Origin of the sequence: Arthrobacter sp. ISL-28, from assembly GCF_018613875.1 — a bacterium.
Taxonomy (GTDB): domain Bacteria; phylum Actinomycetota; class Actinomycetes; order Actinomycetales; family Micrococcaceae; genus Arthrobacter.
On the sequence record NZ_JAGGPJ010000016.1, the window covers coordinates 16,666 to 39,418 of the forward strand.

The 22,753-nt window shown below is 65.1% G+C and carries 21 protein-coding genes; 12 read left to right on the forward strand and 9 right to left on the reverse strand.

All coding sequences use genetic code 11. The features are described from left to right. Window positions 1-370: 370 nt before the first annotated feature. On the forward strand, window positions 371-2,002 hold the full coding sequence (locus J7E80_RS24425) for a CdaR family transcriptional regulator (protein WP_215052206.1): 1,632 nt from the start codon (window positions 371-373) through the stop codon (window positions 2,000-2,002). A 143-nt stretch (window positions 2,003-2,145) separates the two neighbouring features. Then, window positions 2,146-3,057, forward strand: coding sequence for a glutaminase (locus tag J7E80_RS13080; protein WP_215052208.1), 912 nt, complete (start codon window positions 2,146-2,148; stop codon window positions 3,055-3,057). 55 nt (window positions 3,058-3,112) lie between these two features. On the opposite strand, the gene J7E80_RS13085 is transcribed toward J7E80_RS13080, so the two are convergent. After that, window positions 3,113-3,610 (reverse strand): DUF4190 domain-containing protein, encoded by a 498-nt coding sequence (locus J7E80_RS13085; RefSeq protein WP_215052210.1) that lies wholly within the window; start codon window positions 3,608-3,610, stop codon window positions 3,113-3,115. A 178-nt stretch (window positions 3,611-3,788) separates the two neighbouring features. Between J7E80_RS13085 and pgm the strand changes: the two genes are divergently transcribed. Then, on the forward strand, window positions 3,789-5,438 hold the full coding sequence (gene pgm, locus J7E80_RS13090) for a phosphoglucomutase (alpha-D-glucose-1,6-bisphosphate-dependent) (RefSeq protein WP_215052212.1): 1,650 nt from the start codon (window positions 3,789-3,791) through the stop codon (window positions 5,436-5,438). Here pgm and J7E80_RS13095 read toward each other — a convergent pair. Together J7E80_RS13095 and J7E80_RS13100 are read right to left on the reverse strand one after the other, a co-directional pair. Continuing rightward, window positions 5,428-5,910, reverse strand: coding sequence for a 2'-5' RNA ligase family protein (locus J7E80_RS13095; RefSeq protein ID WP_215052214.1), 483 nt, complete (start codon window positions 5,908-5,910; stop codon window positions 5,428-5,430). The two genes, pgm and J7E80_RS13095, sit on opposite strands and share 11 nt — an antisense overlap. Window positions 5,911-6,160: 250 nt before the next feature. Beyond that, window positions 6,161-6,766, reverse strand: a complete 606-nt coding sequence (locus J7E80_RS13100) for a malonic semialdehyde reductase (protein ID WP_215052216.1) — start codon at window positions 6,764-6,766, stop codon at window positions 6,161-6,163. A gap of 287 nt (window positions 6,767-7,053) precedes the next feature. Between J7E80_RS13100 and J7E80_RS13105 the strand changes: the two genes are divergently transcribed. Next, window positions 7,054-8,406, forward strand: a complete 1,353-nt coding sequence (locus tag J7E80_RS13105; RefSeq protein WP_215052218.1) for a uracil-xanthine permease family protein — start codon at window positions 7,054-7,056, stop codon at window positions 8,404-8,406. A 211-nt stretch (window positions 8,407-8,617) separates the two neighbouring features. Here the strand turns inward: J7E80_RS13105 and J7E80_RS13110 are convergent, their stop codons facing one another. Continuing rightward, a complete protein-coding gene (locus J7E80_RS13110) occupies window positions 8,618-9,175 on the reverse strand; it encodes a hypothetical protein (protein ID WP_215052220.1) in 558 nt (185 codons plus the stop codon). Between the two features lie 61 nt (window positions 9,176-9,236). After that, the gene (locus J7E80_RS13115) at window positions 9,237-10,136 is read right to left on the reverse strand and encodes an SDR family oxidoreductase (RefSeq protein ID WP_215052221.1); all 900 of its coding nucleotides are present in this window, start codon (window positions 10,134-10,136) and stop codon (window positions 9,237-9,239) included. A 274-nt stretch (window positions 10,137-10,410) separates the two neighbouring features. On the opposite strand from J7E80_RS13115, the gene J7E80_RS13120 reads away from it, so the two are divergent. Continuing rightward, complete coding sequence (locus tag J7E80_RS13120) at window positions 10,411-10,908, forward strand: DUF6328 family protein (RefSeq protein ID WP_215052223.1); 498 nt, start codon at window positions 10,411-10,413, stop codon at window positions 10,906-10,908. Here the strand turns inward: J7E80_RS13120 and J7E80_RS13125 are convergent, their stop codons facing one another. Further along, window positions 10,909-12,033, reverse strand: a complete 1,125-nt coding sequence (locus J7E80_RS13125) for a glycerate kinase (protein WP_215052224.1) — start codon at window positions 12,031-12,033, stop codon at window positions 10,909-10,911. A 145-nt stretch (window positions 12,034-12,178) separates the two neighbouring features. Then, on the reverse strand, window positions 12,179-12,409 hold the full coding sequence (locus J7E80_RS13130; RefSeq protein ID WP_215052227.1) for a DUF6480 family protein: 231 nt from the start codon (window positions 12,407-12,409) through the stop codon (window positions 12,179-12,181). Window positions 12,410-12,588: 179 nt separating this feature from the next. On the opposite strand from J7E80_RS13130, the gene J7E80_RS23845 reads away from it, so the two are divergent. From J7E80_RS23845 to J7E80_RS13150, 4 genes are all read left to right on the forward strand, one after another. Continuing rightward, complete coding sequence (locus J7E80_RS23845) at window positions 12,589-13,068, forward strand: hypothetical protein (protein ID WP_251036838.1); 480 nt, start codon at window positions 12,589-12,591, stop codon at window positions 13,066-13,068. A gap of 586 nt (window positions 13,069-13,654) precedes the next feature. Further along, a complete protein-coding gene (locus J7E80_RS23850; RefSeq protein ID WP_215052229.1) occupies window positions 13,655-15,091 on the forward strand; it encodes a glycosyltransferase family 2 protein in 1,437 nt (478 codons plus the stop codon). Window position 15,092: 1 nt separating this feature from the next. After that, the gene (locus tag J7E80_RS13145) at window positions 15,093-15,413 is read left to right on the forward strand and encodes a hypothetical protein (RefSeq protein ID WP_215052231.1); all 321 of its coding nucleotides are present in this window, start codon (window positions 15,093-15,095) and stop codon (window positions 15,411-15,413) included. A gap of 47 nt (window positions 15,414-15,460) precedes the next feature. Further along, on the forward strand, window positions 15,461-16,567 hold the full coding sequence (locus J7E80_RS13150; RefSeq protein ID WP_215052233.1) for a glycoside hydrolase family 26 protein: 1,107 nt from the start codon (window positions 15,461-15,463) through the stop codon (window positions 16,565-16,567). Window positions 16,568-16,661: 94 nt separating this feature from the next. Here the strand turns inward: J7E80_RS13150 and J7E80_RS13155 are convergent, their stop codons facing one another. Further along, a complete protein-coding gene (locus J7E80_RS13155; protein WP_215052377.1) occupies window positions 16,662-17,426 on the reverse strand; it encodes a glycerophosphodiester phosphodiesterase in 765 nt (254 codons plus the stop codon). Window positions 17,427-17,481: 55 nt separating this feature from the next. Then, window positions 17,482-18,300, reverse strand: coding sequence for an HAD family hydrolase (locus J7E80_RS13160; RefSeq protein WP_215052235.1), 819 nt, complete (start codon window positions 18,298-18,300; stop codon window positions 17,482-17,484). A gap of 397 nt (window positions 18,301-18,697) precedes the next feature. Between J7E80_RS13160 and J7E80_RS13165 the strand changes: the two genes are divergently transcribed. The 3 genes from J7E80_RS13165 (at window position 18,698) to J7E80_RS13175 (ending at window position 22,718) form a co-directional block, all read left to right on the forward strand. Continuing rightward, window positions 18,698-19,741, forward strand: a complete 1,044-nt coding sequence (locus J7E80_RS13165; protein ID WP_215052237.1) for an NAD(P)-dependent alcohol dehydrogenase — start codon at window positions 18,698-18,700, stop codon at window positions 19,739-19,741. A 130-nt stretch (window positions 19,742-19,871) separates the two neighbouring features. Next, entirely contained in the window at window positions 19,872-20,936 is a 1,065-nt protein-coding gene (locus J7E80_RS13170; RefSeq protein WP_215052239.1) for an LCP family protein, read from the forward strand. Between the two features lie 192 nt (window positions 20,937-21,128). Continuing rightward, complete coding sequence (locus tag J7E80_RS13175) at window positions 21,129-22,718, forward strand: FG-GAP-like repeat-containing protein (protein ID WP_311380827.1); 1,590 nt, start codon at window positions 21,129-21,131, stop codon at window positions 22,716-22,718. Window positions 22,719-22,753 lie beyond the last annotated feature (35 nt).

Below are 22,753 nucleotides of genomic sequence, written 5' to 3' on the forward strand. Positions count from 1 at the left end.
TCAGTGCACGGTCTGCTGGCTCGGGGGGTCTAACGCTGTCCTAAAGCATTTCCGGCGACTCCGGATGAGGCGAGGCTGTCACTGTGGGGTCTCCTTTGACTCCTGTATCGCCGGCTCCTCCTAAAGAGCCCAGCGATGAAATGACGGTGAAATGACGGGTGAAGTGTTCTTGCCGATACCAGCGCGGCTCTGCGTGGGGCGACAGTATCCAACTCTAGATCCCCGGCGATAAATTTAGCTTGGCTGCCATGACAAATTCACGAATTCAGAATTGTGCCCGGCGCCAACTTTGCAAGGGCCAGGGGCGAGTATCGTTCATGGCTGTGGCATCCGCCATGAATACTTCGATGAAGAAGGGCCTGAACGCTGCGTGAAACCTGAGGAACTCGACGGAGGCGCCGTCAGTGTCACACTCAGCGACATTCTTGAAGACCTCGGCGTGGACAACGGCCAGTTGCTGGTAGCGCCCTCCCCCACCAACGAAAGAGTCAGCGAAACCGTCATCCTGGATGCGGAGGACCAGGGCTCTGTCCGGCCCGGGGCGCTGGTCCTGCTCATTGGTGCGCGAGGGCGCGCTGCCCTGCCGAAAATCCGGGAGCTGATCCGGGACAAGCCGGTTGCGGTTGCCGTCAAGGGCACGGAGTCCGATCTTGATGCTGTCCAGGAACTCCTGCGTCCGACCGGAATCGGCCTCATTGCGATTTCACGATCGGCGCGGTGGGACCAGATCGAAAGCATAGCCATTGACCGGATCCGGGAATCGCTCCCTTCGGAAGATGCGTCAACGCTCATCCAGCGCGACCTCTTCGGCATCGCGCAGACAACCGCAACGCTGACTCACGGCCACGTTGTCATCGAGGATCCCGCGAACAGGGTCCTGGCCTACTCCCCCGCGTCCAACGACGTGGACGAACTGCGCAGGCTGTCCATCCTGGCGAGGCGCGGCCCGGAGCGCTACCAGAAACTGCTCAAGGAGTCGGGTGTCTACAAGCATCTGCAGGCCGGCGAGGGTCCGATCCATATCCCGGCAAACCCGGAAGAGGGCCTCCGCGAACGCGTCGCCATAGCCATCCATGCCGGCAGAAGGGTTCTGGGCTACATCTGGCTTCAGGAAGGAACCGAACGTCTGGCGTCCAACACTGACCGGATCCTCATCGGCTCCGCCCGGCACGCAGCGATAGAGCTGGTCCGGCACCGCAACGAACAGTCGCAGTCCATGCGCCGGGACCGCGTTTCAAGCCTCCTGAGCGGAACCGCCCAGATCCATTCCCAGGCCCAATCGGCCGGGCTTGATCCTTCCAGGCCCGCGGCTCTGGTTCTGGTGTCGTCAGGCGATCCCAACCAGAGTGCCCCGGGCATGCAGTTGCAACGGGGAGAACTGGCCAACCTCATCTCGATTCATGCCGCCGCGTACAGGCCTGGCGCGGTGGTGGGCGCGCTCGGACTCGAAACAGCGATCGTCCTGCCCGACCTCGACCCGATTAAGTCACCCGCGGCCATCAGCAGGCTGGTCAACGTCATTGTCAGGGATGCGGAAGCCCACCTGGACCTGGAAGTGCAGGCGGCCATCGGGCCTGTGGTCGACCGGCTGGACCGCCTGCATGCCTCGGTCGAGCACGTCCGCAATGTCCTGAAGGTCCTTGAAGCCACCCTGTCGATGCGCGTTGCGGCCTTCAGCGAGGTGGAAACCACCGTCCTGGTCAACGAGTTGCTGGAGCTGATCGGCTCCAACGACCGTCTCCGGCACAAGGGGATAGCACTGCTGTGTGAAAGGTACCCGGAATTCGCCGTTACGCTGCTGGCCTACCTGGAGTCCTTCGGCGACGTGAACCGGTGCGCTGAACAGCTCCTCATTCACCGGAACACCGTCCATTACCGGCTCCGCCGCTCGTGCGAAGTCGCCGGAATTGACCTCCAGGATCCAGGCCAGCGGCTGCTCGCCCATCTACAAATCCGGTTGTGGATGGAAACCCAACAGCGGTGGAAGCCCTTCAACCCGTAACGGCCTAAAACGCCAGCAACTGCCCCATACACCGGCATCTCAGCCAGCACCGCCATCTAGCCAAGCCACAGCAGATTCATTCACCAATGGCCGCAATTGAACCTATTGCCGCGCCCTGAAACAGAAGAAGAGAACACCCCGCAATGGACATCCAAAACCTCCTTGACGACATCGCCGGCTCGGTCAAACCCCACATTGGCCAGGGTGAGGTTGCCGGCTATATCCCCGAACTCGGCGCCGTGAGCGCCGGCCACTTCGGAATTTCGGTCGCCACCGGCGACGGCGAGGTGTTTTCGTCAGGTGACTCGGACGTGGCGTTCTCGATTCAAAGCATCTCGAAGGTGTTTGCCCTCGCCCTGGTGCTCGCCGGCGACGGCGACAGGATCTGGAAACGCGTATTCCGGGAGCCATCCGGCAATCCGTTCAACTCGCTGGTCCAGCTGGAGCATGAAGACGGAATACCCCGCAATCCGTTCATCAATGCCGGAGCCCTGGTGGTCACCGACAGGCTCCTCAGCATCGCCGATAGCCCCCATACGGCTGTCCGCGATCTGCTCCGGACAGAAAGCGGCAACGGTTCCATCCGGATGGATGCGGTAGTGGCCGAGTCCGAGGCCAGGAACAACAACAGGAACGCCTCGCTGGCGCACTTCCTGGCCAGCTGCGGCAATCTGGACAATCCGGTGGAAGATGTCCTGGACGCCTACGTCAGCCAGTGTTCCCTCGCCATGAGCTGCACCGATCTGGCCGTGGCCAGCAGCTTCCTTGCCCGCAACGGAGTAGCTGCCAATGGCAGCGCGCTGCTCTCCCCGGCCCAGACCAAGCGCATCAATGCCGTGATGCTCACGTGCGGGACTTACGACGCAGCAGGCGAATTTGCCTACCGTGTGGGACTTCCGGGCAAGAGTGGGGTGGGCGGTGGAATCATCGCGGTGGTGCCCGACAACTGCACAATCTGTGTCTGGAGCCCTGGACTTGGCCGGTCCGGGAACTCCGTGGCAGGAGTCGCCGCCCTGGATGAATTCACCACCCGCACCGGATGGTCGATCTTCTAGCAGCAGAACCGGTCTGCTGCGCGCTTCCTGCTGCCGCGGCCAGCCCGGCCACTTGTCAGGCCGTGGTGTAGGAGTTGGTGGCTGCGATGCTGAAGAGCATGGCCAGGGCCACGAAAGCCAGTACCGTGAGGGCAAGGCCGATGTATCCCATCACGAGGCCAGCAATGGCGAGGGAGCGGCCGGAGGGTTCACGCCGAAGGGCCATATGCCCCAGGATGACCGCTGCGACCTGCGGCAGGATGATGAACCCGAAGCCGACGAACACGGCAATCCCGCAGCACAGGCTGGCGATGCTCAGGCCCTTCGGCTCCGCTGGCATGCCGTAGTACGGCTGTCCGTACGGGCCGGCGTACTGCTGTCCATATTGTTGGCCGTACTGGCCACCGTATTGCTGCCCGTACTGGTTCCCGTAGTGCTGGCCGGACTGGTCATAGGGCGGCGTGTACAGCGGAGGCGCAGGCAGGTCCGAACCCTGCGGCGGAATATACGACGGCGGCTGGTAGCCCCTCGGTGTCTGGTCGCCGCCGGTTCCGTTAGGGCGCTGCTCGGTCATGGGATTCCCCTCTGAAATGTCCTAGGCAAAACATTACAGCCGCCCAACGGCTTCTAAACCCGGGGAGTTTATTATCCTTCGTCCACATGGTCCGCATTGTTTCCGACATTTCGGCGTCATAGGGGCCGGATTCCGGAAATGTCGTGTTGAGTCCGCCGTCGTCTGGCATGCTGGTGCCATGTCTAGCCGCGCGGGCACAGTTGCCCAACCCCACGACCTTGTTGACCTGACCGCTCTTCTGGATGCGTACTACGACGTCAAGCCTGACCTGGGTGATCCCGGCCAGCGCGTGGCGTTCGGGACCTCCGGACACCGCGGGTCCAGCCTGAAGGCGTCCTTCAACGAGGCGCACATCGTGGCCATCACCCAGGCTATCGTGGAATATCGGGCCGGGCAGGGCATCACCGGACCGCTGTTCCTGGCCAAGGACACCCACGGGCTCAGTGAACCGGCGCAGAACTCGGCCCTGGAAGTTCTCGCCGCCAACGGCGTGAAGGTCCTCGTTGACGCCCGCCACGGCTACACGCCCACCCCCGCCCTGAGCCACGCCATCCTCACCTACAACCGGAACGCCCCGGCTGGCACCCCGCACGCTGACGGCATCGTGGTCACGCCCAGCCACAACCCTCCCGGTGACGGCGGCTTCAAGTACAACCCGCCGCACGGCGGCCCCGCGGACTCCGACGCCACCGGCTGGATTGCCAACCGTGCCAATGAACTCTTGGAAAACGGCCTCCGCGGCGTGAAGCGGATCCCGTTGGCGGAAGCCGTCGAGGCCGAGACCACAGGCACGTTCGACTTCCTCAGCAGCTATGTGGACGATCTCCCTTCGGTGCTGGACCTGAACGCCATCCGCGAGGCCGGCGTCCGGATCGGTGCCGATCCCATGGGCGGCGCGTCCGTGGATTACTGGGGCGAAATCGGCGAGCGCCACAACCTCAACCTCACCGTGGTCAACCCGACCGTGGATCCGCAGTGGGCGTTCATGACCCTGGACTGGGACGAGAAGATCCGCATGGACTGCTCCTCGCCGTCGGCCATGGCGTCGCTCATCAACCGGATGTCCGACGGCGCCAGCTACGACGTCGCCACCGGAAACGACGCCGACGCTGACCGCCACGGCATTGTCACCCCGGACGGCGGACTGATGAACCCGAACCACTACCTCGCTGTCGCCATCGACTACCTCTACCGCCACCGCAGCGGCTGGAACCCGAATTCGGTGGTGGGCAAGACACTCGTGTCCTCCTCCATCATTGACCGTGTGGCCGAGAGCCTGGGCCGCAAGCTGGTCGAGGTGCCCGTGGGCTTCAAGTGGTTCGTTCCGGGCCTGCTGTCCGGCGAAGGGGCGTTCGGCGGCGAGGAATCTGCCGGCGCTTCGTTCAACAAGATGGACGGCAGCGTTTGGACCACCGACAAGGACGGCATCCTGCTGGCCCTGCTCGCCTCGGAAATCACCGCCGTCACCGGCAAGTCGCCGTCGCAGCTGTACAAGGGGCTCACGGACCAGTTCGGCGACCCCGTCTACGCCCGCATCGACGCCGCCGCCACGCGGGAGCAGAAGGCAGCGCTCGGCAAGCTGTCGCCGTCCGACGTTACCGCCACCGAACTGGCAGGCGAGACGATCACCGCGAAGCTCACGGAAGCGCCGGGCAACGGAGCTTCCATCGGCGGGCTGAAGGTGGTCACGGAGAACGCCTGGTTCGCCGCCCGCCCCTCCGGCACCGAAGACGTCTACAAGATCTACGCCGAGTCCTTCAAGGGCGCCGACCACCTGAAGCAGGTGCAGGCAGAGGCCAAGGCACTCGTGGACGGGGTTATTTCCTAAGCTCCCACAGCGCGAGGATGCGCCGGATGGTACGGTCACCATCCGGCGCCATGTCCACGAGCGCTATTTGGTCAAGCACGACGGCGTCGCCCGGGTTCACGCGTTTCTCACCGTGGTGGGACACATGCGGGCGGAAGTGCCGCCGCGTATGGTGCGGGCTGGCAACACGTCCGGACAGCTCCTCCACCAACTGGACGAGGGAGTCGTGCAGCGCCTGGAGCGCCGGATCAGCTTCCACCAGGCTGACGGGCACGGAGCCCCGGTATCCGAAGCGGTCATCGGCGCCGACCGTCAGGACCGTGCCCAGCGCCTGCTTGGCCGGCACTTCGGCGAGCGCCGCGAACCGGGCTGTGTCGTCGTCGTTCCCGAGGTCGAAACGCACCAGGGTGATGTGCAGCGGCCACTCGGTCCGCAGGAAAACCTGGCCCTCCGCGACCGGCTCCACGAACGCCACCATGATGAGGTTCCGCATATCCCAAGTGTGCCACCGGAGACCGGCTCAACTTGCCAGAACAGGTCTAAACTTGGACTAGGCCCGGACGCATGCCTTGCAGTTTCGACTGCAGAAATACTGCCCCGATTGCCTCCGGAATGTCCCCCATGTTGCCGGAGGCAATTGCGCGTCTTGGTGCAGTTTTACGGGCGCAGTCTAAACGGCCGCAGACAGACCGGCCACAGCCTTAGCGGCGGCAGGCAGCCGGGCCGCAGACTGGCTGGACGAATCAGACTGTCCGGACGACGTCGTCGTACGCGAACTTCGGCTTGGCCTGGCCCCAGGCGTCGGGTCCGGGCTGGCCTATGTTGACGACGAGGAAGCTCTTCCGGTCTCCGGCCGGGAAGAACTCGGCATCGATGGCGGCAAAGTCCGCGCCCGTCATGGGGCCAGCCGCGAAGCCGAGGGAGCGCACGGCGAGGATGAAGTAGCCCGCCTGCAGGTGCGCGTTGTTGTTGCCCGTGGAGGCTGCAAGGTCCTCGGAGGCGTCGTACATGGCCTTGGGCGCGTTGTAACCAGGCAGGAAGTTGTCCCACTGCTCCTGCCATGAGGTGTCATAGCTGAGGATCGCAACGAGCGGGGCGGAAGCCGTCTTGGCGCGGTTCCCGGCGGCGAGGGCGTCCACGAGCTTGGCGCGGGCCTCGTCCGACCGCACGTACGTGACGCGCAGCGGCTGCGAGTTGAATGCGGTGGGACCAAACTTGGTCAGTTCATAGATGGCGCGGGCCTGCTGCTCCGTGACCTCGCCCGTGAAGGCGTTGGCGGTGCGGGCTTCGGCGAAGATCGCGTCCACAGCGGCGGAATCGATCACGGCTTCTTCATGGGCGATGGTCATTCGGTTCCCTTTCGCATGGCCGCCGTTCCTGCTGGGATGTGGCGGGGTGGTCCTGCTTTCCATGGTTCCAACCTTGTGCGGCGGCATCCTCTTCCCCTGACGGCATGTTATCGGGCGTGACCTTGGGCACATGCCGCGCGCGGCTCGCGTCCCAGCCCTCATGGCACCTCTCGTGCGCCCTTCCGCCGCCCTCTTGCTCACGGCCGCGGCGCGGTATTGTTGCACCGGAATTGTTGCACCGGACGACCCAGCCCCACCGCGGGCTACCCCTCTGAAAGGCCCCGGCAATGAGCATGCTCGGAACCAAATGGAAGCTGCACGGCAACGGCAAAGCGGTCCGCCCCGGTGAAGTTGTTGCCCCGGGAGAACGGCTTGCCTGGCCCATCACCATCGGCATCGGCATGCAGCATGTCGTGGCCATGTTCGGCGCCACGTTCCTCGTGCCCATCATCACCGGAATGCCTCCGGCCACCACCCTGTTCTTCTCCGGCATCGGCACACTGCTGTTCCTGGTGATTACGAAGGGCATGGTGCCCAGCTACCTCGGCTCCAGCTTCGCGTTCATTGCGCCCATCATGGCGTCCCAGCAGCAGTTCGGCGTTCCCGGCGCCCTGGGCGGCGTGGTGCTGGCCGGCGTCGGACTTGCCGTGATCGGCGCCATCGTGCAGAGGTTCGGCGCAGGCTGGATCAACAGGCTCATGCCGCCGATTGTCACCGGCGCCATTGTGGCGCTGATCGGCCTCAACCTCGCGCCGGCGGCCAAGAACAACTTCGACGCCGCCCCTGTCACGGCGCTCATCACGCTCGTGACCATCATCGTGGCGAGCGTCCTGTTCCGTGGGATCATCGGCCGCCTCAGCATCCTCGTGGGCGTGGTGGTGGGGTATCTCGCGGCCATGATCCGCGGAGAGGTCAATTACGCCAAGATGGACGCCGCGGCCTGGGTCGGCCTGCCGCAGTTCCAGACGCCGGAGTTCCACCTGGGCGTTGTGGGCCTCTTCGTTCCGGTGGTGCTGGTGCTGGTGGCGGAGAATATCGGGCACGTGAAGTCCGTGTCCGCCATGACCGGGCAGAACCTTGACGGCGTGTCAGGCCGCGCCCTGATGGCAGACGGCGCCGCCACCGTGCTGGCCGGCATCGGCGGAGGATCGGGCACCACCACCTACGCGGAAAACATCGGCGTCATGGCGGCGACGAAGGTCTACTCCACCGCCGCGTACTGGGTGGCCGGCATCTTCGCCATCCTGCTGAGCTTCTCTCCCAAGTTCGGCGAACTGATCGCCACCGTCCCGCCGGGTGTGCTGGGCGGCGCGGCCACCATGCTGTACGGCATGATCGGCATCCTGGGCGTGAAGATCTGGGTCCAAGCCAAGGTGAACTTCTCCAACCCGGTGAACCTCACGACGGCCGCCGTCGCGCTCATCATCGGCATCGCCGATTACACCTGGATCATCGGGGACCTGAAGTTCACCGGTATTGCACTGGGCACCGCCGCCGCCTTGGCGATCTACCACGGCATGAAGGCCATCGCGAAGGCCCGCGGGACGGCGGCCGAGCCTGAGACCGAGCAGTCGGGACTTCCCCCGGCCGTGAAGGCAGCCATCAATGCCGCGGCAAAGCGGTCACCGAAGAAACGGTAGGCCTCCCAGGCAGCCTTCCCCGGAGCTTTTGGTTCCCCGGCCAGCCACCCTTGGTGCTTTTCTGCCACCTTCCTAGGCGTTTCTGCACCGCTTTGTCCCGCCAAAGCAAGGTGGCGCCCCGGTAATTCAGGGGCGCCACCTACCCGCGGGCTTTAAAGCGGTGCAGAAATGCGGCCTTGAAACCCCAGGCCGGGTCTAAGAATCTGCCCCGTTACCCGGCGTCGAACGTTTCGTCCTCATCATTCGGCGACTTTTCCTTGGGCAGGTCGTTCCCGCTGCCGTCAGGCAGGCCGGCGGCGTCCTTGCCCGGCTCCGAGGAGAACTGGTCGGCGCCCTGCTCATCCGCGTTGCGCTCATCAATCTCGGCGTCTGCGGACGGCACCACCGTGTCCCCCGGAGCTCCGGTCCCTGCATCGGCGCCCGGGAACGCATCAGCATCGCGGGGAATCGGCGACTCCCCTGGTACAGCGTCGAAGCCGGGCCGGCTGGCGTCGGCCTCGGCATGGAGCTGCTCGTCAGTTCCGCCGAACCGGCCGGCCCCGGGTTCGCCCGCGCTGTCCTGGTCCTCTTCGGCAAAGTGGCTGAGGTTCGGGGTGCCGGTGTCGAAGGTCTCGCCCTCCGGGCTGTCCTGGTTCAGGCCCGCTTCATCGAAGTCCTCCTCCTCGCGGGGCTGGGCAAACTGCTTTCCGCCCATTTCCTGCTCCACGGTAGGGGTGCCATAACCTCCGACTTCCTCTTCAGGGGCTGCGTGCTGGTTGTCCTGGCTCATGTGATCCTCCTGATTGCTGGAAATAACTGGAAATTACCGGAAAGGTCCCGTGTCCCCCGGCTTACAACCCCTTGCCGCCGGTAACGGGAAGCACCGCCCCGGAGATGTACGAGCCGGCGTCGGAGGCCAGCAGGACATAGGCGGGCGCGAGTTCCGCGGGCTGGCCGGGGCGCTGCAACGGGGTGTCCTGACCGAACTTGGGCAGCTTGTGCGGCCACTCCGTGGCGGGAATGAGCGGCGTCCAGATGGGGCCGGGCGCCACGGCGTTGACGCGGATGCCTTTAGGCCCGAGTTCCTGGGCGAGGGCCTTGGTGAAGGCAACCTGGGCCGCCTTTGTCATGGCGTAGTCGATCAGTCCCGGTGACGGGTTGAATGCCTGGATGGACGTCGTGGTGATGATCGACGCCCCCGCTGTCAGGTGCGGCACCGCGGCGCGGGCGGTCCATAGAAGGGAGTAGAGGTTGGTCTGAAAGACGCGGTCGAACTCCTCCGTGGGGAGCGATTCGAAGCTGTCGCGGTTTTTCTGGTATGCGGCGTTGAGCACCACCACATCCAGCCGTCCGAACTCCGCGAAGGCATCCTCCACGATATTCGTGCTGAAATCTTCGCTCCGGCCGTCACCGGCAAGAAGCAGGGCACGCCGGCCGGTCTTGCGGATCCATTCCGCTGTGTCCTGGGCGTCCGCTTCCTCCTCCGGCAGGTAGGAAATGGCGACGTCAGCACCTTCGCGGGCGAAGGCAATCGCCACCGCCTTGCCGATGCCAGAATCGCCACCGGTGATGAGCGCGGCCTTGCCCTGCAGCTTTTCACTGCCCTCATAGCTCAGCTCACCGTGGTCTGGCTGCGGATCCATCGGTGCCGTGAGGCCGGGCTGCTTCTGTTCCTGCTCGGGAAAGGGCTCTGACGGGTATGTTCCCCGGGGGTCTCTGGGCTGGTCAGGCTGTTTGGCTGGATCACTCATAGTCCACCTACTAACGGTCTGGGTCACTAACGGTGCAGGTTATTCGGGGCTGATTATCGGGGCTGGCCATCAGGGCGGCTCCACTGTGCGCGCTTTCCACAACCCCCTTCCAAGACTTCAGGGTGTCCGGCTCTTTGAACCTAACGCAGGTTGGAGGAGCAAGTCCACAGCGTGCCAGGAAATACTCAGCAAACTTATCAGTCGTTGAATTGGGCCCGGCTTGAGCCTAGGTTTGGAGCAAGCGGGCCAGCACTTGGCCGATGGAGGTGGAGGCATGACAGACACGGACATCCCTCAAGGCAGCGGCAGGAATGAGACCCGCGAGGAACAGCTCGACCGCAACTGGATGGAGCTGCTGCAGGAACTGCGGGTGCTGCAGACAGGCGTGCAGATCCTTGCAGGTTTCCTCCTGACGCTGCCTTTCCAGGCCCGCTTTGAAACCCTGGACGACTTCCAGACCGGACTCTACCTCGTGGACGTGGCACTGGCAGCCCTGACCACCGCCTTCATCCTCCTGCCCGTCAGCGTGCACCGGCGACTGTTCCGCCAACGGCTCAAGGCGACACTTGTGACCAGCGCGGACAACATCACCAAAATCGCGCTCAGCGGCGTGGCAGCCTTGAGCGTCGGTACGGCTGCGCTGGTGTTCGATGTGGTGGCAGGGCGGGCCGCCGGAATCACCGCCGGGCTGGTGCTCCTTGCGGTGCTGGTGCTGCTCCTCGCGTACATCCCAGTGCACCTTCACCGCCAGGCCAAGAGGCAGCCGGGCTGATCAGGCGCCTTCGAGCACCTGGCTTGTGGCCCAGGTGAGGTACTTCGCGGCGTTGGCGACGGCGTCTTCCGGGCTTGCGGCCACGTCCAGCAGTTGTGCTGCTGCGACGACCCCGTGTTCCGCCAGGTCCTCAGGCGTGACCAGAATCCGCCCCGCAACCACGATCACCGGGATGCCGAGCTCCCGGGAGGCATCCGCGAGCGCAATGGGCGCCTTGCCCGTCAGCGACTGCGAGTCCATGGACCCTTCCCCGGTGATGACCAGATCGGCGTCCTTGAGCTGCTCGGCGAGGCCGGTCAGCCCGGCCACGAGCGCGAAGCCGCCTTCCAGCGTGGCGTGCGTGAAGGCAAGGAATGACGCCGGGAAGCCGCCCGCCGCCCCGGCTCCCGGAACGTTGACGTCCCGGCCGGTTGCCTCCCTGAGAATGGACGCCCAGTTGCGCAGGCCGGCGTCGAGCTTCTCCACCGCGTGCTCGTCGGCCCCCTTTTGGGGACCGAAGACGTGGGCGGCGCCGGCGGTGCCGAACAGCGGGTTCCGTACGTCGACGGCGATCCGAAAGTTCACCGCTGACAGACGGGGATCCAAGCCGGAGGCGTCCAGGGCAACAACGTCCGCGAGCGATCCGCCGCCCAGGGGCACCACATTTCCGGCCGCGTCCAGGGGCTTGAGGCCCAGGGCACGCAGGGCCCCGCTGCCGCCGTCGGTCATGGCCGAACCGCCGACACCCAGCACGATCTCGGTGGCCCCGGCATCCAGGGCCGCGGCAATCAGCTGTCCGCAGCCGTAACTGTGGGCACGGAGGGAATTCTCCGGCGTCGGATCCATGTGCGCCAGGCCGGACGCCTGGGCCGTCTCGATGACTGCCGTCGTGCCGCCAAAGGCGTCCTTGCGGAGCCCCCAGGCCGCGCCGATCGGCGCCAGGATGGGGCCGACGACGGCATTAAGCCGCTCTTCATAACCGGCGGCCACCGCCGCTTCGAGGGTCCCTTCACCGCCGTCCGCCACGGGGAACTGCGTGGCGACGGCGTCGGGATAGACGCGGAGGGCGCCTTCGGCGATGGCAGCGGCGGCTTCGATGGCAGTGAGGGAACCCTTGAACTTGTCCGGGGCAATGAGGATGCGCATGGCACCATCCTGCCAGCAACAGCCAGGAACACGCTTGCCCGGTGCGTCATGCGGTCAGTTGCCCCGCTAAGTCTCTCCCATTCCATATTGATGCGTCCCGGATTCCGCGCACGCCCGGAGTGCCGGGCTGTGTGGAGATCCGGCGTTACTCCTCGTGCCCCTGGTCGCCGCTCATCTGGTCCTCGGCCGGCGGCGTTTCGCCCGGGGGCACTCCGCCGCCCGGTTCGAGGCCGGTGATATTGCCGTTCAGGGGGTCGGGGTTGGGTGATCCGGCCGGGTCACGTTCGGTTCCGTGCTTCCGATGTTCGCCGGCTGCGTCGGCGGCCTCGTCGCGGTCCGGGTTTGCGGGGTCGTTTTCTGGGTGATAGCTGCTCATGGTCCTGCAGTCCTCCGTGGGTTTGGGTCATTGGTGAAATGACAGCAGACGTTGATGACGGTGGAGCTTGGCCTCCGTCGCCCGGGGGCACTGGACTAATTGTAAGCATGCTGATAATTCTGGAACAGTCAGATGTCGCGATATCCGGCCCTACGCCGGAGTGACGAAGGAGCAAGCTGATGGGAATCGGCGACAGCATAGGCAAAGCAGCGGAGAACGCCATGGAGGATCTGGCGGGGACGTCCAAACCTACAGATGACGCCCATGTGCCGGAGCCCGGCACCCGGGACGACGACGTTCAGGTCCACTCCTCCATCAGCGAAGGCTCCAACGCAATGGATAACGACGGCGGACCGGGCACCTCAGGCGCCGCGTCCGGCAGTCCAGAAACGCCCGGCCCGGAAACAGGCGGCTCAGAAGCGCGCGGCTCGGACACGGCCGGCTCTGAAACGGGCGCCGCGGACACGGCCGGCCCGGATACAGGCAGCGCAGAAGCGGGCGGCACAACGGATTCAGGAGGCATTGGCGCGGCGGAGGGATCGGACCTTCCCCGGGATGTCGCCGGTTCGGCCGGACTCCCCGACCCCGATCCCGACGAACTCCGGGCCGACCCTTCGGAAGGCGACCAGGACCCAACCACCGGTCTCGGCCGCAGTTAGACGGATGGGCGATCCAACGCAGGAGAGGCGGACGGGCTGGGAGCATGCTGAATTAGGGGGCCTTGGTGGTGTCGGCGTCGGCCTCTTGGTCGGCGGGCAGGTGTGGTGCGTGGTTGAACGGATCTTACGGACCGGCACGTGGAGTCCTGGGTGATCTTTGAGGGATTGTTTGGGGCCTCCAGCGCGCGGTTCCTGACGCCGCAGCCGGAACTCGTCACGGAAAGCCGCGCCCGCGGCGCATTGCGGTGCACTACGCGGGGTGCCTCCCACCGGGCACCTTTATCTTCTCCCTCGTAAGGGGCTCGCTGTGCCGCGCGCTTCGGGTCAACCAACAGAGATCCAGCGCCAGGACCAAGTGGTTGCCCATCCCGTTCTGCGTACAAGCACAAGAGACCGAAGACGGCAGCCAACTATTAGCGGGTATCGGGTACTCATGACGTGCGCTTTCCCATGCTGTGAACTTGTGGTTCAACTGAACACCGCCTATCGCAAAAGGTCTCAAAATGCGTGAAGAAGCGATACTCATGGGCGCCGTGCCAGTGGGGACTGGCCCGGCGCACCCCTACCCCTCCATGGGGACGTGGACGTGATCACCGTGTCGGATTTTATGGATGCCGCGCTGATGATGCTGGGTCCGTTCCTTTTCGTGGCTGTCTCGGTTATTGGCCTCCGGATGGCCGGATACTGGTGGAGCTTCATTTTCTTCTGGCAGCGCTACCGGCGGCGTGAGGCTGTGACCACGGCTGGGCTGCGCAAACTGGACGTGCCGTTCGTCAAGATCCAGATCACCACCCGCGGCTCGGCGGGCAGTACCGCCGTCGTCCTGCGGGGCATCCGTAACGTCATCGAGCTTGGCCGTGAAGACCCCGCCTTCTACCGGCGGTTCCTGTCAGTGGAAGTGGTGACCGAATCCTTTGAGCAGGCGGAGACGGTCCGGAGTGTCTTCCACGGCGCTCCCATCGCCGTCGACGCCCTGGTGATCCCGGCCAGCTACGAAACCCCCGCCGGCACCGGCCTCAAGGCGCGGGGCCTGCATTATGCCGTGGAAAACCGGCGAGGGCTGTGGAACAGGAAACCGGGCCGCACTTTCATCGTCCACTACGACGAGGAGAGCGTTATGGTTCCCGATGAGCTCCGCAAGCTGATCAGAGTCCTCTCCACCACAACAAAGATGATCCTCGAAGGCCCCATCTACTACCCCTTGGAATACCTTCACGCGTCCGTGCTTTGCCGGTCGATGGAGGCAAGCCGCCCGATGGGCTGCTATGAGTGCCGCCAGGTGATGGAATCAGGCGTCCCGTTCCACCTGCACGGTTCCAACCTCGTGGTGGAGGAAGCCCTTGAGAACGAACTGGGCTGGGACATCGGCTCCCTGGACGGCCAGCCGTTCATTGCCGAGGACTATGTGTTCGGAATGAACGCGTTTACCAAGTACGGCCGCAATATTTTCGACTGGCACGGCTGCCTCATGCTGGAACAGGCTCCCTTCTCGTTGCACAGCGCCTTCAAACAGCGCTACCGCTGGATCTTTGGCGTGCTGCAGGGGATCACCGCCGCGGCCCGGAGACCGCGCTTCCGGGCCCTTCCACTGCGGACCAGGACAGGATTGTTGTGGGGCACACGGTTCCGCATCGCCACCTTCGCACTCGGCGCCATCGTGGGGACGCTTTCGCTACTGGTGGTTCCGATCTTCGTAGCCCGCGCTATCACGGCCCTGATGCTCGACCAACCTCCGCTGATCCCCGGGGCGGCCAACCTCTGGCTGTCCGTGGTCGGCGCCATGTGGCTCGGTTCGGTGTTCGTTGGTGCGTGGCACAATGTGGCCGACGCGGGGCTGGACAGATGGGAGCGGGCAGCGGAAATAGCCCGGTCGGTCGCGGTTGCCCCCATAGCAGGAATCTGCGAAAGTTCTGCGGCGCTTTGGGCTGTTGCCAACTGGATCTCCGGAAAACGCAACGTGCAGTGGACGCCAACCCCCAAGACGAAGCAGGCAGACCTCGCGAGCGTCAGGAACGGTGATTGACATGGAACCAACCGCAACAGTCGCCGTCGGGGACGGCTTGACGCCAAAAACGGCCCAAACAAGGGCGGCCGTTGCCAGCGAGGAACTGCCCATGCCGACGGCCCAGGGCGGCGCCAGCCGGTGCAGTCGCCTGGTGTGCCTGACCCTGTTGTTGGCCGCGGTTGCCATGGCCTCTGTCTTCATCGGTGTACCCCTGGCCGCAGCCCTGCATGCGGTGGTGTATCAGCCCCTGCTGGGTATCATCTTCGCAGCCGCGATCACTGCTGAATTAGCGCTGATGGTGGCGTCCGTCATCCTGAGGACCGAGAAGAGCGTACGGTGAACCGCGTGCGGAACCGGGAAAACCCAGCCCGGAAGGTGGTTGTCTGCATGGTGCTCCTTGCGGTCGCAACCGCTTCCCTGGCCTTTGCATTCACCGAGCGGCACGTCCCGCTGCCCGTGCCCGAGCACGGGGAGGCCTACTATGGCGTCCAGCTGGACTGGCAGCACGATTCCGCGGACGGCTATGCATCCCGGCTGGGGGCGACGCCCGCAGTGTACGGACGCTATGTCAGCTTCCCGCTGACACCGGAGGAGGAAAAGGAAGTGGGCGAGGAGATATCCCAGCTGGCTGACGCCCATTCCGCCATGATGTTGACGCTGGAGCCTTGGAACGGCCTCGCGTCCATCACGCCTGAAGTGCTTGCGGACTTCTCGCAGGACCTGACGGCGTGGACCCGCAAGGGTGTCCCGGTTATGGTGCGCTTCGCCCATGAAATGAACGGATCATGGTATCCATGGGGCCAGCAGCCGGAGCTCTTCATCGAAAAATTCCGCCAGGTGGCAGCAGCCGCCCATGCAGTCCCCGGATCAACTATGCTGTGGTCCCCGAACGAAGGCGGAGGCTACCCGTTCCCCGGCGGGGCACACGAGGCGAAGCCCGCGGCCGCGGCATTCTCTGTCCTGGACACCAACGGCGACGGCAGGCTCTCCATGGACGATGACCCCTACGGGCCCTATTGGCCAGGCGACGCTGCCGTGGACTGGGTGGGACTCACGCTCTATCACTACGGCGATGTCCACCCGTGGGGCGAAAACGAGATTCCTGCCCCGGGCAAGCTGGCCGCGAAAATCACCGGAACATACAGGACCGGCTTCGTGGATGAAACAGCCGTCCCGGACTTTTATGCCGCCTACGCGGTAGGGCACGCCAAGCCGTTCGCCATTTCCGAGACCGCCGCCTTCTACAACACGGCCCGCACAGACGGCGCGGCAGCGCTGGAGATCAAATCTGCCTGGTGGAAGCAGCTGTTCGATGCCGGATTCGAAACACAATTCCCGCAGATGAAACTGGCCATGTGGTTCGAGTACACCAAAGAGGAAACGGAACCCAGCAACCAGGTCATCGACTGGAGGGCCACCGCGGATCCGGCCGTCCTGGCGCCGTTCCGGGCAGCGGTCCCTTCGCGGTTCATCATGGCGCCGCTGGGAGGGTAGCAGGCGCGCCGGCAGGGGACTGAACCGGCCCTCGTACGTTTCCTACTTGACCTGCAGAGTGAAAAGACCACAGCCGAAACCTAAGAAAGTACTACTAGGACCAGGCGCCGCGGCTTTCCAGGACGTCCTTGAGCAGGTCGGCGCGGTCGGAGACGATCCCGTCCACGCCGAGGTCCAGGAGCCGGTGCATCTCGGCCGGATCGTTGATGGTCCATGCGTGGACGTTCAGTCCCAGCCCGTGCGCGCGGCGGACGAAGCCGGGCGTGACGACGGGAAAGCCGCGGTACCGGACCGGCACCTGCAGGGCATCAACATCGCGCAGCACCCGGCGCAGCACGGGCCGCACCCACGAACGCAGGCCGGGTACGGCGAGCAGCGGCGACAACGCCATGAAAGCAGCGTTGACCGACGTCCCGGCGGACGACGCGGTGCGGCGGCTGAGCAGCCGCAGTACCGCACGCCGTCGGCGGTCCGAAAAGCTGGCGATGAGTACGCGGTCATGGACAGCATGCCGCTCGATTGCGTCCGCAACGCTCCGGACTGAATGCCAGTCCTTGACGTCGAGGTTGAACCGGGTCCCGGGGAAGGCCGCCACGAGTTCATCGAAGGTGGGCACGGGTTCCGTCCCGCCGATCCGCGCCCGGGACACCTCTTCGGCGGTCAGGTCGGCGATGCGTCCGGCGCTGTCCGTGATCCGGTCCAGGGCGGCGTCATGAAAGAGCAGCAGCACGCCGTCGGTGGTCGTGTGCACGTCCGTTTCAAGGTAGCGGTAGCCGAGCCCGACGGCGGCGCCGAAGGCCGCCATGGAGTTCTCCAGGCCGTCAAGGGAGAAGCCCCTGTGGGCCATGGCGATGGGCATGTGGGCGCCGGCTGCTGATTCCGGGGACGAAAAGAAGGGCAGCGTCACAGCGCTTTTACGGCAGTCTGACGCCGAGTTCGGCGAGCTTCTCCTCGAGAATCTGGGCCACGCCGTCGTCGTCAAAATGCGGCGCCTGCTGCCCGGCGGCGCGGATCGCTTCCGGGTGGCCGCTGGCCATCGCATAACCGTGGCCGGCCCAGCGGAGCATTTCGATGTCGTTGGGCATATCGCCGAAGGCCACCACATCCGCGGCGTCGATTCCCCGCGCCGCAGCGTAGCCGGCGAGAGTGACAGCCTTATTGATGCCCGGGACGGACAGTTCCAGCATGGCGACGGTAGGCGCTGAATGCGTGACGGTGGCGAGATTCCCGACGGCGGGGCTCACCGCTGCGAGGAACTCATCTGCGGTGCCTTCGCGGATGATGGCAAGGAACTTCACGACCGCGTCATCTGCCGTGAGCGTCTCGTCCAGCGGGGCTGGTGTGAACTCGGACAGGAGTTCGCTCGTGTCGTTTTCGATGAAGCCAGGCTCCAGGTGGAATCCGGTGAGGGTTTCGGCAGCGAACAGCGCGGTAGGGCGGAGCTTCTTGATGATCCGGCGGACCTCGAAGACGTCGTCCAGGGCCATGGTCTGCGCGGACACCAGTTTGTCCGCCTCGAGGTCCCACACCACTGCGCCGTTCGAGCAGATCACCGTGCCGGTGTGCCCCAGCTGTTTTTCCAGCGGGTGCAGCCAGCGCGGCGGACGGCCGGTTACGAAGACGAGCTCGACGCCGGCCTCCCGGCAGGCGTGGAACGCCCGGACCGTGCGGACACTGATTTTTCCGTCGTGCCCCAGGATCGTTCCGTCTATGTCACTTGCAACCAACCGCATCCTGCCAGTCTACGTCGGCGCAGCAGGACCACCGGCCGCAGCCGGATGCTTTGGCGGGAAGCCAGCCGAGGATCCAGTCACTGTCCGGCGCGTCCGCCTTTGGCCGCCGGGAAGGCCAGGAACTCGCGGACCTCGGTCCGGTTGTCCATAGCCTCAAGGCTGAAAAGGTCCGGGCTCAGTGAGGGAGGCACTGGCAATACCCCTATCAGCAGGGACTCCCTCACGCTGGCGATCCCCTGTTCCATGGATAGTGAGCCCCGCTTCCTGGAAAGCAGTTCCTGGACTGCAGTTCCTGAACAGCACAGGACATCCGAGGCAACCGCCCAAGTTTGCAGCGGCTTTGACCGGTTCCGTCTCCGCGGAACAACCAACACCCCATCCCCCCATCAGGAGAGACATGCTGAGCGTTAGCGCCTACGCCGCCCCGTCCGCCACCGAACCCCTCGCCCCGACCACCATCGAGCGCCGTGACGTCGGCCCAAGTGACGTCCTCATCGAGATCAAGTACGCCGGCATCTGCCACTCCGACATCCACACCGTCCGCGGCGACTGGGGGCCCCAGTCCTACCCGCTGGCCCCCGGCCACGAAATCGCCGGAATCGTCACGAAGGTTGGCTCCGAGGTGACCAAGTACGCCGTGGGTGACCGGGTGGGCGTCGGCTGCATGGTCAACTCCTGCCGCGAATGCGCCAACTGCCAAAAGGGCGAGGAGCAGTACTGCCTCGTAGGGATGACCGGTACCTACGGCGCCGTGGACCGTGATGGAACCATCACCCAAGGCGGTTACTCCACCCATGTCGTGGTGACCGAAGACTTCGTCGTCAGGATCCCGGAGGGCATCGAACTCGATGCCGCGGCCCCGCTGCTGTGCGCGGGCATCACCACCTACTCCCCGCTGCGCCACTGGGGCGCCGGGCCCGGCAAGAAGGTCGCCGTCGTCGGCCTCGGTGGACTCGGGCACATGGCCGTCAAGCTCGCCTCCGCCATGGGTGCCGACGTCACCGTCCTCTCCCAGTCGCTGAAGAAGCAGGAAGACGGCCTGCGCCTCGGCGCCGACGCCTACTACGCCACCAGTGATCCCGGAACTTTCGAGCAGCTGGCCGGCTCCTTCGACCTGATCATCAACACCGTCAGCGCCAAGATCGACATCAGCGCCTACCTGCAGCTGCTGACCCTCGACGGCGCCCTGGTGAATGTGGGCGCTCCGGCGGAACCACTCCCCGTCCAGGTGTTCTCCCTGATCATGGGACGCCGGTCGTTTGCCGGCTCGGCGATCGGCGGGATCCGCGAGACCCAGGAAATGCTCGATTTCTGTGCCGAACACCAGCTCGGCGCAGAAATCGAGGTCATTCCGGCAGAAAAGATCAACGACGCCTACGAACGAGTCCTTGCCTCCGATGTCCGGTACCGCTTCGTGATCGACACCTCGACCCTGGGCTAGCGGCGCCGAGGCTTCATCCAGCGGTGCCTTCGGGCACCGCTCGGTGAGGCCCCGGGAGCCCTATTCCATTTACTGGATGAGGCCCGGCGAGCCCTTTTCCATTAAGTCGTTTCAGGCACATAGTTATCCCATGAGTGATACGCAACGACGCGTGCAGCCCAAGGTCTTGGCATTCATTGTGACGCTGGGGCTTCTGATTCCGCTGCTGGCAGGCCTCTACTTTTGGTCCCAGGCCCGGGCCAACGGTCCGGAGAGTGCCCCGAGTGCCCCGACTGCGCCTCCAGCCACTTCCCCAACTCCCAAGCCGAAGGCCACTACTCCTGCGCCAAAGCCCAAGCCTCCGGCACCCCCGGCTGACCGCCTCCGGGGCCAGCCGGTCAACATCCTGCTTATCGGCAGCGACACGAGGGGGACCAACGCGAAGGACACCGTGCGGAGGCTCGCCACTGACCAGCGTGCTGACACCCTTTTCCTGATCCATGTCTCGGCCGACCGCAAGAGCGTCCACGGCATTTCCGTTATGCGCGACCTCTGGGCTGAAATCCCCGGCTACGGCTACTCAAAGATCAACGACGGCCTTGCCTGGGGCGGCGTGCCCGCCATGCGGCAAACCGTCGGGGCACTGTTCGGCCGGCACATTGACCACTCCATCGTGATCGACTTCGGCAGGTTCGTAGAACTGGTCGATGCCCTTGGCGGAGTGCGGGTTGACGTCCGGACGCCGTTCACGTCGACCCACGACAGCCGGCACACGTTCCCGCAGGGCGTGCAGAAACTCAATGGCGCCCATGCCCTGGAGTTCGTCCGGGAACGCTACGCCTTCAGCGACGGGGACTACCAGCGTGTACGGAACCAGCAGACCTTCGTGAAGGCGCTGATCGCCGAACTCCTCCAGCCCAAGACCATCACCAATCCCGTGACCCTCCGCAAGACCGTTGCTTCCCTCTCAAGAATCGTTGCGGTCAGCACCGGGCTGGATCAGGAAACCTTGGCAGGGCTGGCGTACAGCCTGCGCAATCTCCCGCTGAAGAATGCTGCGTTCTTCGCTCTGCCCACCGCAGGCGTGAGCACCTCGTTCGACGGGCGGTCAATTGTCCTGCAGGATCCCGCAGCACTCGCTCAGATCAGGACGGCCCTGGCCCGTGACCGCGTGGACCAATACATCAAGGCTTCTGGGGTTCCGGTCATCCGCTGAGCCCCGGACAACGCGCCTGACGGGGACCAGGAGCCTGCCGCCGCTTCCCGACGTAAACTGAGGGTGGCAAAGGAGCGGACGGCGATGGACGGCAATTGTTCATCATTCGGGGCTGGTTTTCCTGGAGCTGGTATTCCCCGCGCGGAACGTCAGCGGCTGCCCCGTGACCGCCGTCAGAAGCAGGTGGTCGACGTGACGGCGGCATCGGCGCGGCGCCTCCTCACCGCCCTCCTCGTCTTCCTGGCCCTGATCATCGGCTTCATCCCGGGCGCACCTCCTGCCCAGGCCGTATCGCTGCGCGGTCACGACATCTCCTGGCCCCAGTGCCCGACGGCGGTGGGCGGCTTTGGACTGCCGCTTCCGCCTGCTTCGTCCCAGTTTGTCGTCATCGGCCTGACAAAAGGGCTCCCCTTCACGGAGAACCCGTGCCTTGCCAGCCAGGTGAACTGGGCCAAAACCAACAACAAGCCGGCCCAGGCCTACACCATGGCGGCCTTCCCCACCCCCGCACAGCTCTCCGCCTACCGGACCCAGGGGCCCTGGTCTTCCGCCACGCGCGCCGGGCACCTGTCCAACGTGGGTTACGCCGAAGCGCGGTTTGCCCTCGCCAGCCTCACGCGGACGGGCTTTGCGCCTCGGGTGGTATGGATCGACGTCGAACCCCGGCCCGCCCAGCCCTGGCCCACCGCCACTGCACTGCAGCAGCGTGAGAACCGGTACATCATCGAGGGCCTCATGCGCGGCCTGCGCGATGCCAAACTGTCCTACGGCCTCTACTCATTTGCCTCCGGCTGGACAAGCATCACCGGGTCATGGCGGTTGCCCGGCGTTCCGGTCTGGGCCACTGCCGGCCGGCTGGACTATCCCGGTGAAGCGCTGGACCGCTGCCGCCAGGCAAGTTTCTCCGGCGGGCGCGTCTACATTTCGCAGTGGTACGACGACAGCCGGGACTACGATCTGACCTGCGATCCTTACGCGTTCACTCCCCTGCCGATTCCGGCATCGAGCCTCTCGGGTTCGACGGCTGACTTCAGCGGCGACTGGAACACCGACATCCTCGCCCGCGTACCCGCCACCGGCGAACTGCGGATGTATCCCGGGACGGGACGCGGGGGCAGGCTGCCCGGAGTGAGCATCGGCAACGGCTGGAACGGCTTCAGCCTGCTCGAGACACCTGGCGACTTCAACGGTGACGGTCCGCTGGACGTCCTTGCCCGGGAAACGGCTACCGGCTACCTCTGGCTCTACCGCGGCAACGGCACCGGCGGATTCCTGCCGCGGCTCCGGGTGGGCAACGGTTGGAACATCTTTAGCGCCGTCGTCGGCCCCGGCGACTTCAACGGCGACCAGCGGGTGGACATCCTGGCGCGGGAAACAGCCACGGGCTACCTCTGGCTCTACCTCGGGAACGGCACCGGCGGATTCCTGCCGCGCCTCCGTGTGGGGGCCGGGTGGAACACCGTCAATTCCCTCGTTGGTCCCGGCGACTTCAACAGTGACGGCACTGCGGATATCCTGGCGCGGGAGACGGCAACCGGACACCTGTGGCTTTACCGCGGCAACGGCACCGGTGGCTGGCTCCCCCGCACGAGGGTGGGCCACGGCTGGAACGTCATGACCGCCGTCGTAAGCCCTGGCGACTTCAACGGCGACCGCAGGCCTGACCTGCTGGCGCGCGACGGCAGCGGCGTGCTGTGGCTGTACCCGGGCACCGGCACCGGCTTCCTGCTCCCGCGTGTGCAGGTCGGCCCCGGCTGGAACGGACTTTCCCCGCTGTTCTGAACCTCGGGCCTTAGCCGCGAGGCGTCGGGCAGTGA

What these genes read in the sequence shown, in the direction of transcription:
- J7E80_RS13080 (WP_215052208.1), top strand. Translation starts at nt 2,146, where the DNA reads ATGGACATCCAAAACCTCCTTGACGACATCGCCGGCTCGGTCAAACCC.
- J7E80_RS13085 (WP_215052210.1), bottom strand. Translation starts at nt 3,610, where the DNA reads ATGACCGAGCAGCGCCCTAACGGAACCGGCGGCGACCAGACACCGAGG.
- pgm (WP_215052212.1), top strand. Translation starts at nt 3,789, where the DNA reads ATGTCTAGCCGCGCGGGCACAGTTGCCCAACCCCACGACCTTGTTGAC.
- J7E80_RS13095 (WP_215052214.1), bottom strand. Translation starts at nt 5,910, where the DNA reads ATGCGGAACCTCATCATGGTGGCGTTCGTGGAGCCGGTCGCGGAGGGC.
- J7E80_RS13100 (WP_215052216.1), bottom strand. Translation starts at nt 6,766, where the DNA reads ATGACCATCGCCCATGAAGAAGCCGTGATCGATTCCGCCGCTGTGGAC.
- J7E80_RS13105 (WP_215052218.1), top strand. Translation starts at nt 7,054, where the DNA reads ATGAGCATGCTCGGAACCAAATGGAAGCTGCACGGCAACGGCAAAGCG.
- J7E80_RS13110 (WP_215052220.1), bottom strand. Translation starts at nt 9,175, where the DNA reads ATGAGCCAGGACAACCAGCACGCAGCCCCTGAAGAGGAAGTCGGAGGT.
- J7E80_RS13115 (WP_215052221.1), bottom strand. Translation starts at nt 10,136, where the DNA reads ATGAGTGATCCAGCCAAACAGCCTGACCAGCCCAGAGACCCCCGGGGA.
- J7E80_RS13120 (WP_215052223.1), top strand. Translation starts at nt 10,411, where the DNA reads ATGACAGACACGGACATCCCTCAAGGCAGCGGCAGGAATGAGACCCGC.
- J7E80_RS13125 (WP_215052224.1), bottom strand. Translation starts at nt 12,033, where the DNA reads ATGCGCATCCTCATTGCCCCGGACAAGTTCAAGGGTTCCCTCACTGCC.
- J7E80_RS13130 (WP_215052227.1), bottom strand. Translation starts at nt 12,409, where the DNA reads ATGAGCAGCTATCACCCAGAAAACGACCCCGCAAACCCGGACCGCGAC.
- J7E80_RS23845 (WP_251036838.1), top strand. Translation starts at nt 12,589, where the DNA reads ATGGGAATCGGCGACAGCATAGGCAAAGCAGCGGAGAACGCCATGGAG.
- J7E80_RS13145 (WP_215052231.1), top strand. Translation starts at nt 15,093, where the DNA reads ATGGAACCAACCGCAACAGTCGCCGTCGGGGACGGCTTGACGCCAAAA.
- J7E80_RS13150 (WP_215052233.1), top strand. Translation starts at nt 15,461, where the DNA reads ATGGTGCTCCTTGCGGTCGCAACCGCTTCCCTGGCCTTTGCATTCACC.
- J7E80_RS13155 (WP_215052377.1), bottom strand. Translation starts at nt 17,426, where the DNA reads ATGCCCATCGCCATGGCCCACAGGGGCTTCTCCCTTGACGGCCTGGAG.
- J7E80_RS13160 (WP_215052235.1), bottom strand. Translation starts at nt 18,300, where the DNA reads ATGCGGTTGGTTGCAAGTGACATAGACGGAACGATCCTGGGGCACGAC.
- J7E80_RS13165 (WP_215052237.1), top strand. Translation starts at nt 18,698, where the DNA reads ATGCTGAGCGTTAGCGCCTACGCCGCCCCGTCCGCCACCGAACCCCTC.
- J7E80_RS13170 (WP_215052239.1), top strand. Translation starts at nt 19,872, where the DNA reads ATGAGTGATACGCAACGACGCGTGCAGCCCAAGGTCTTGGCATTCATT.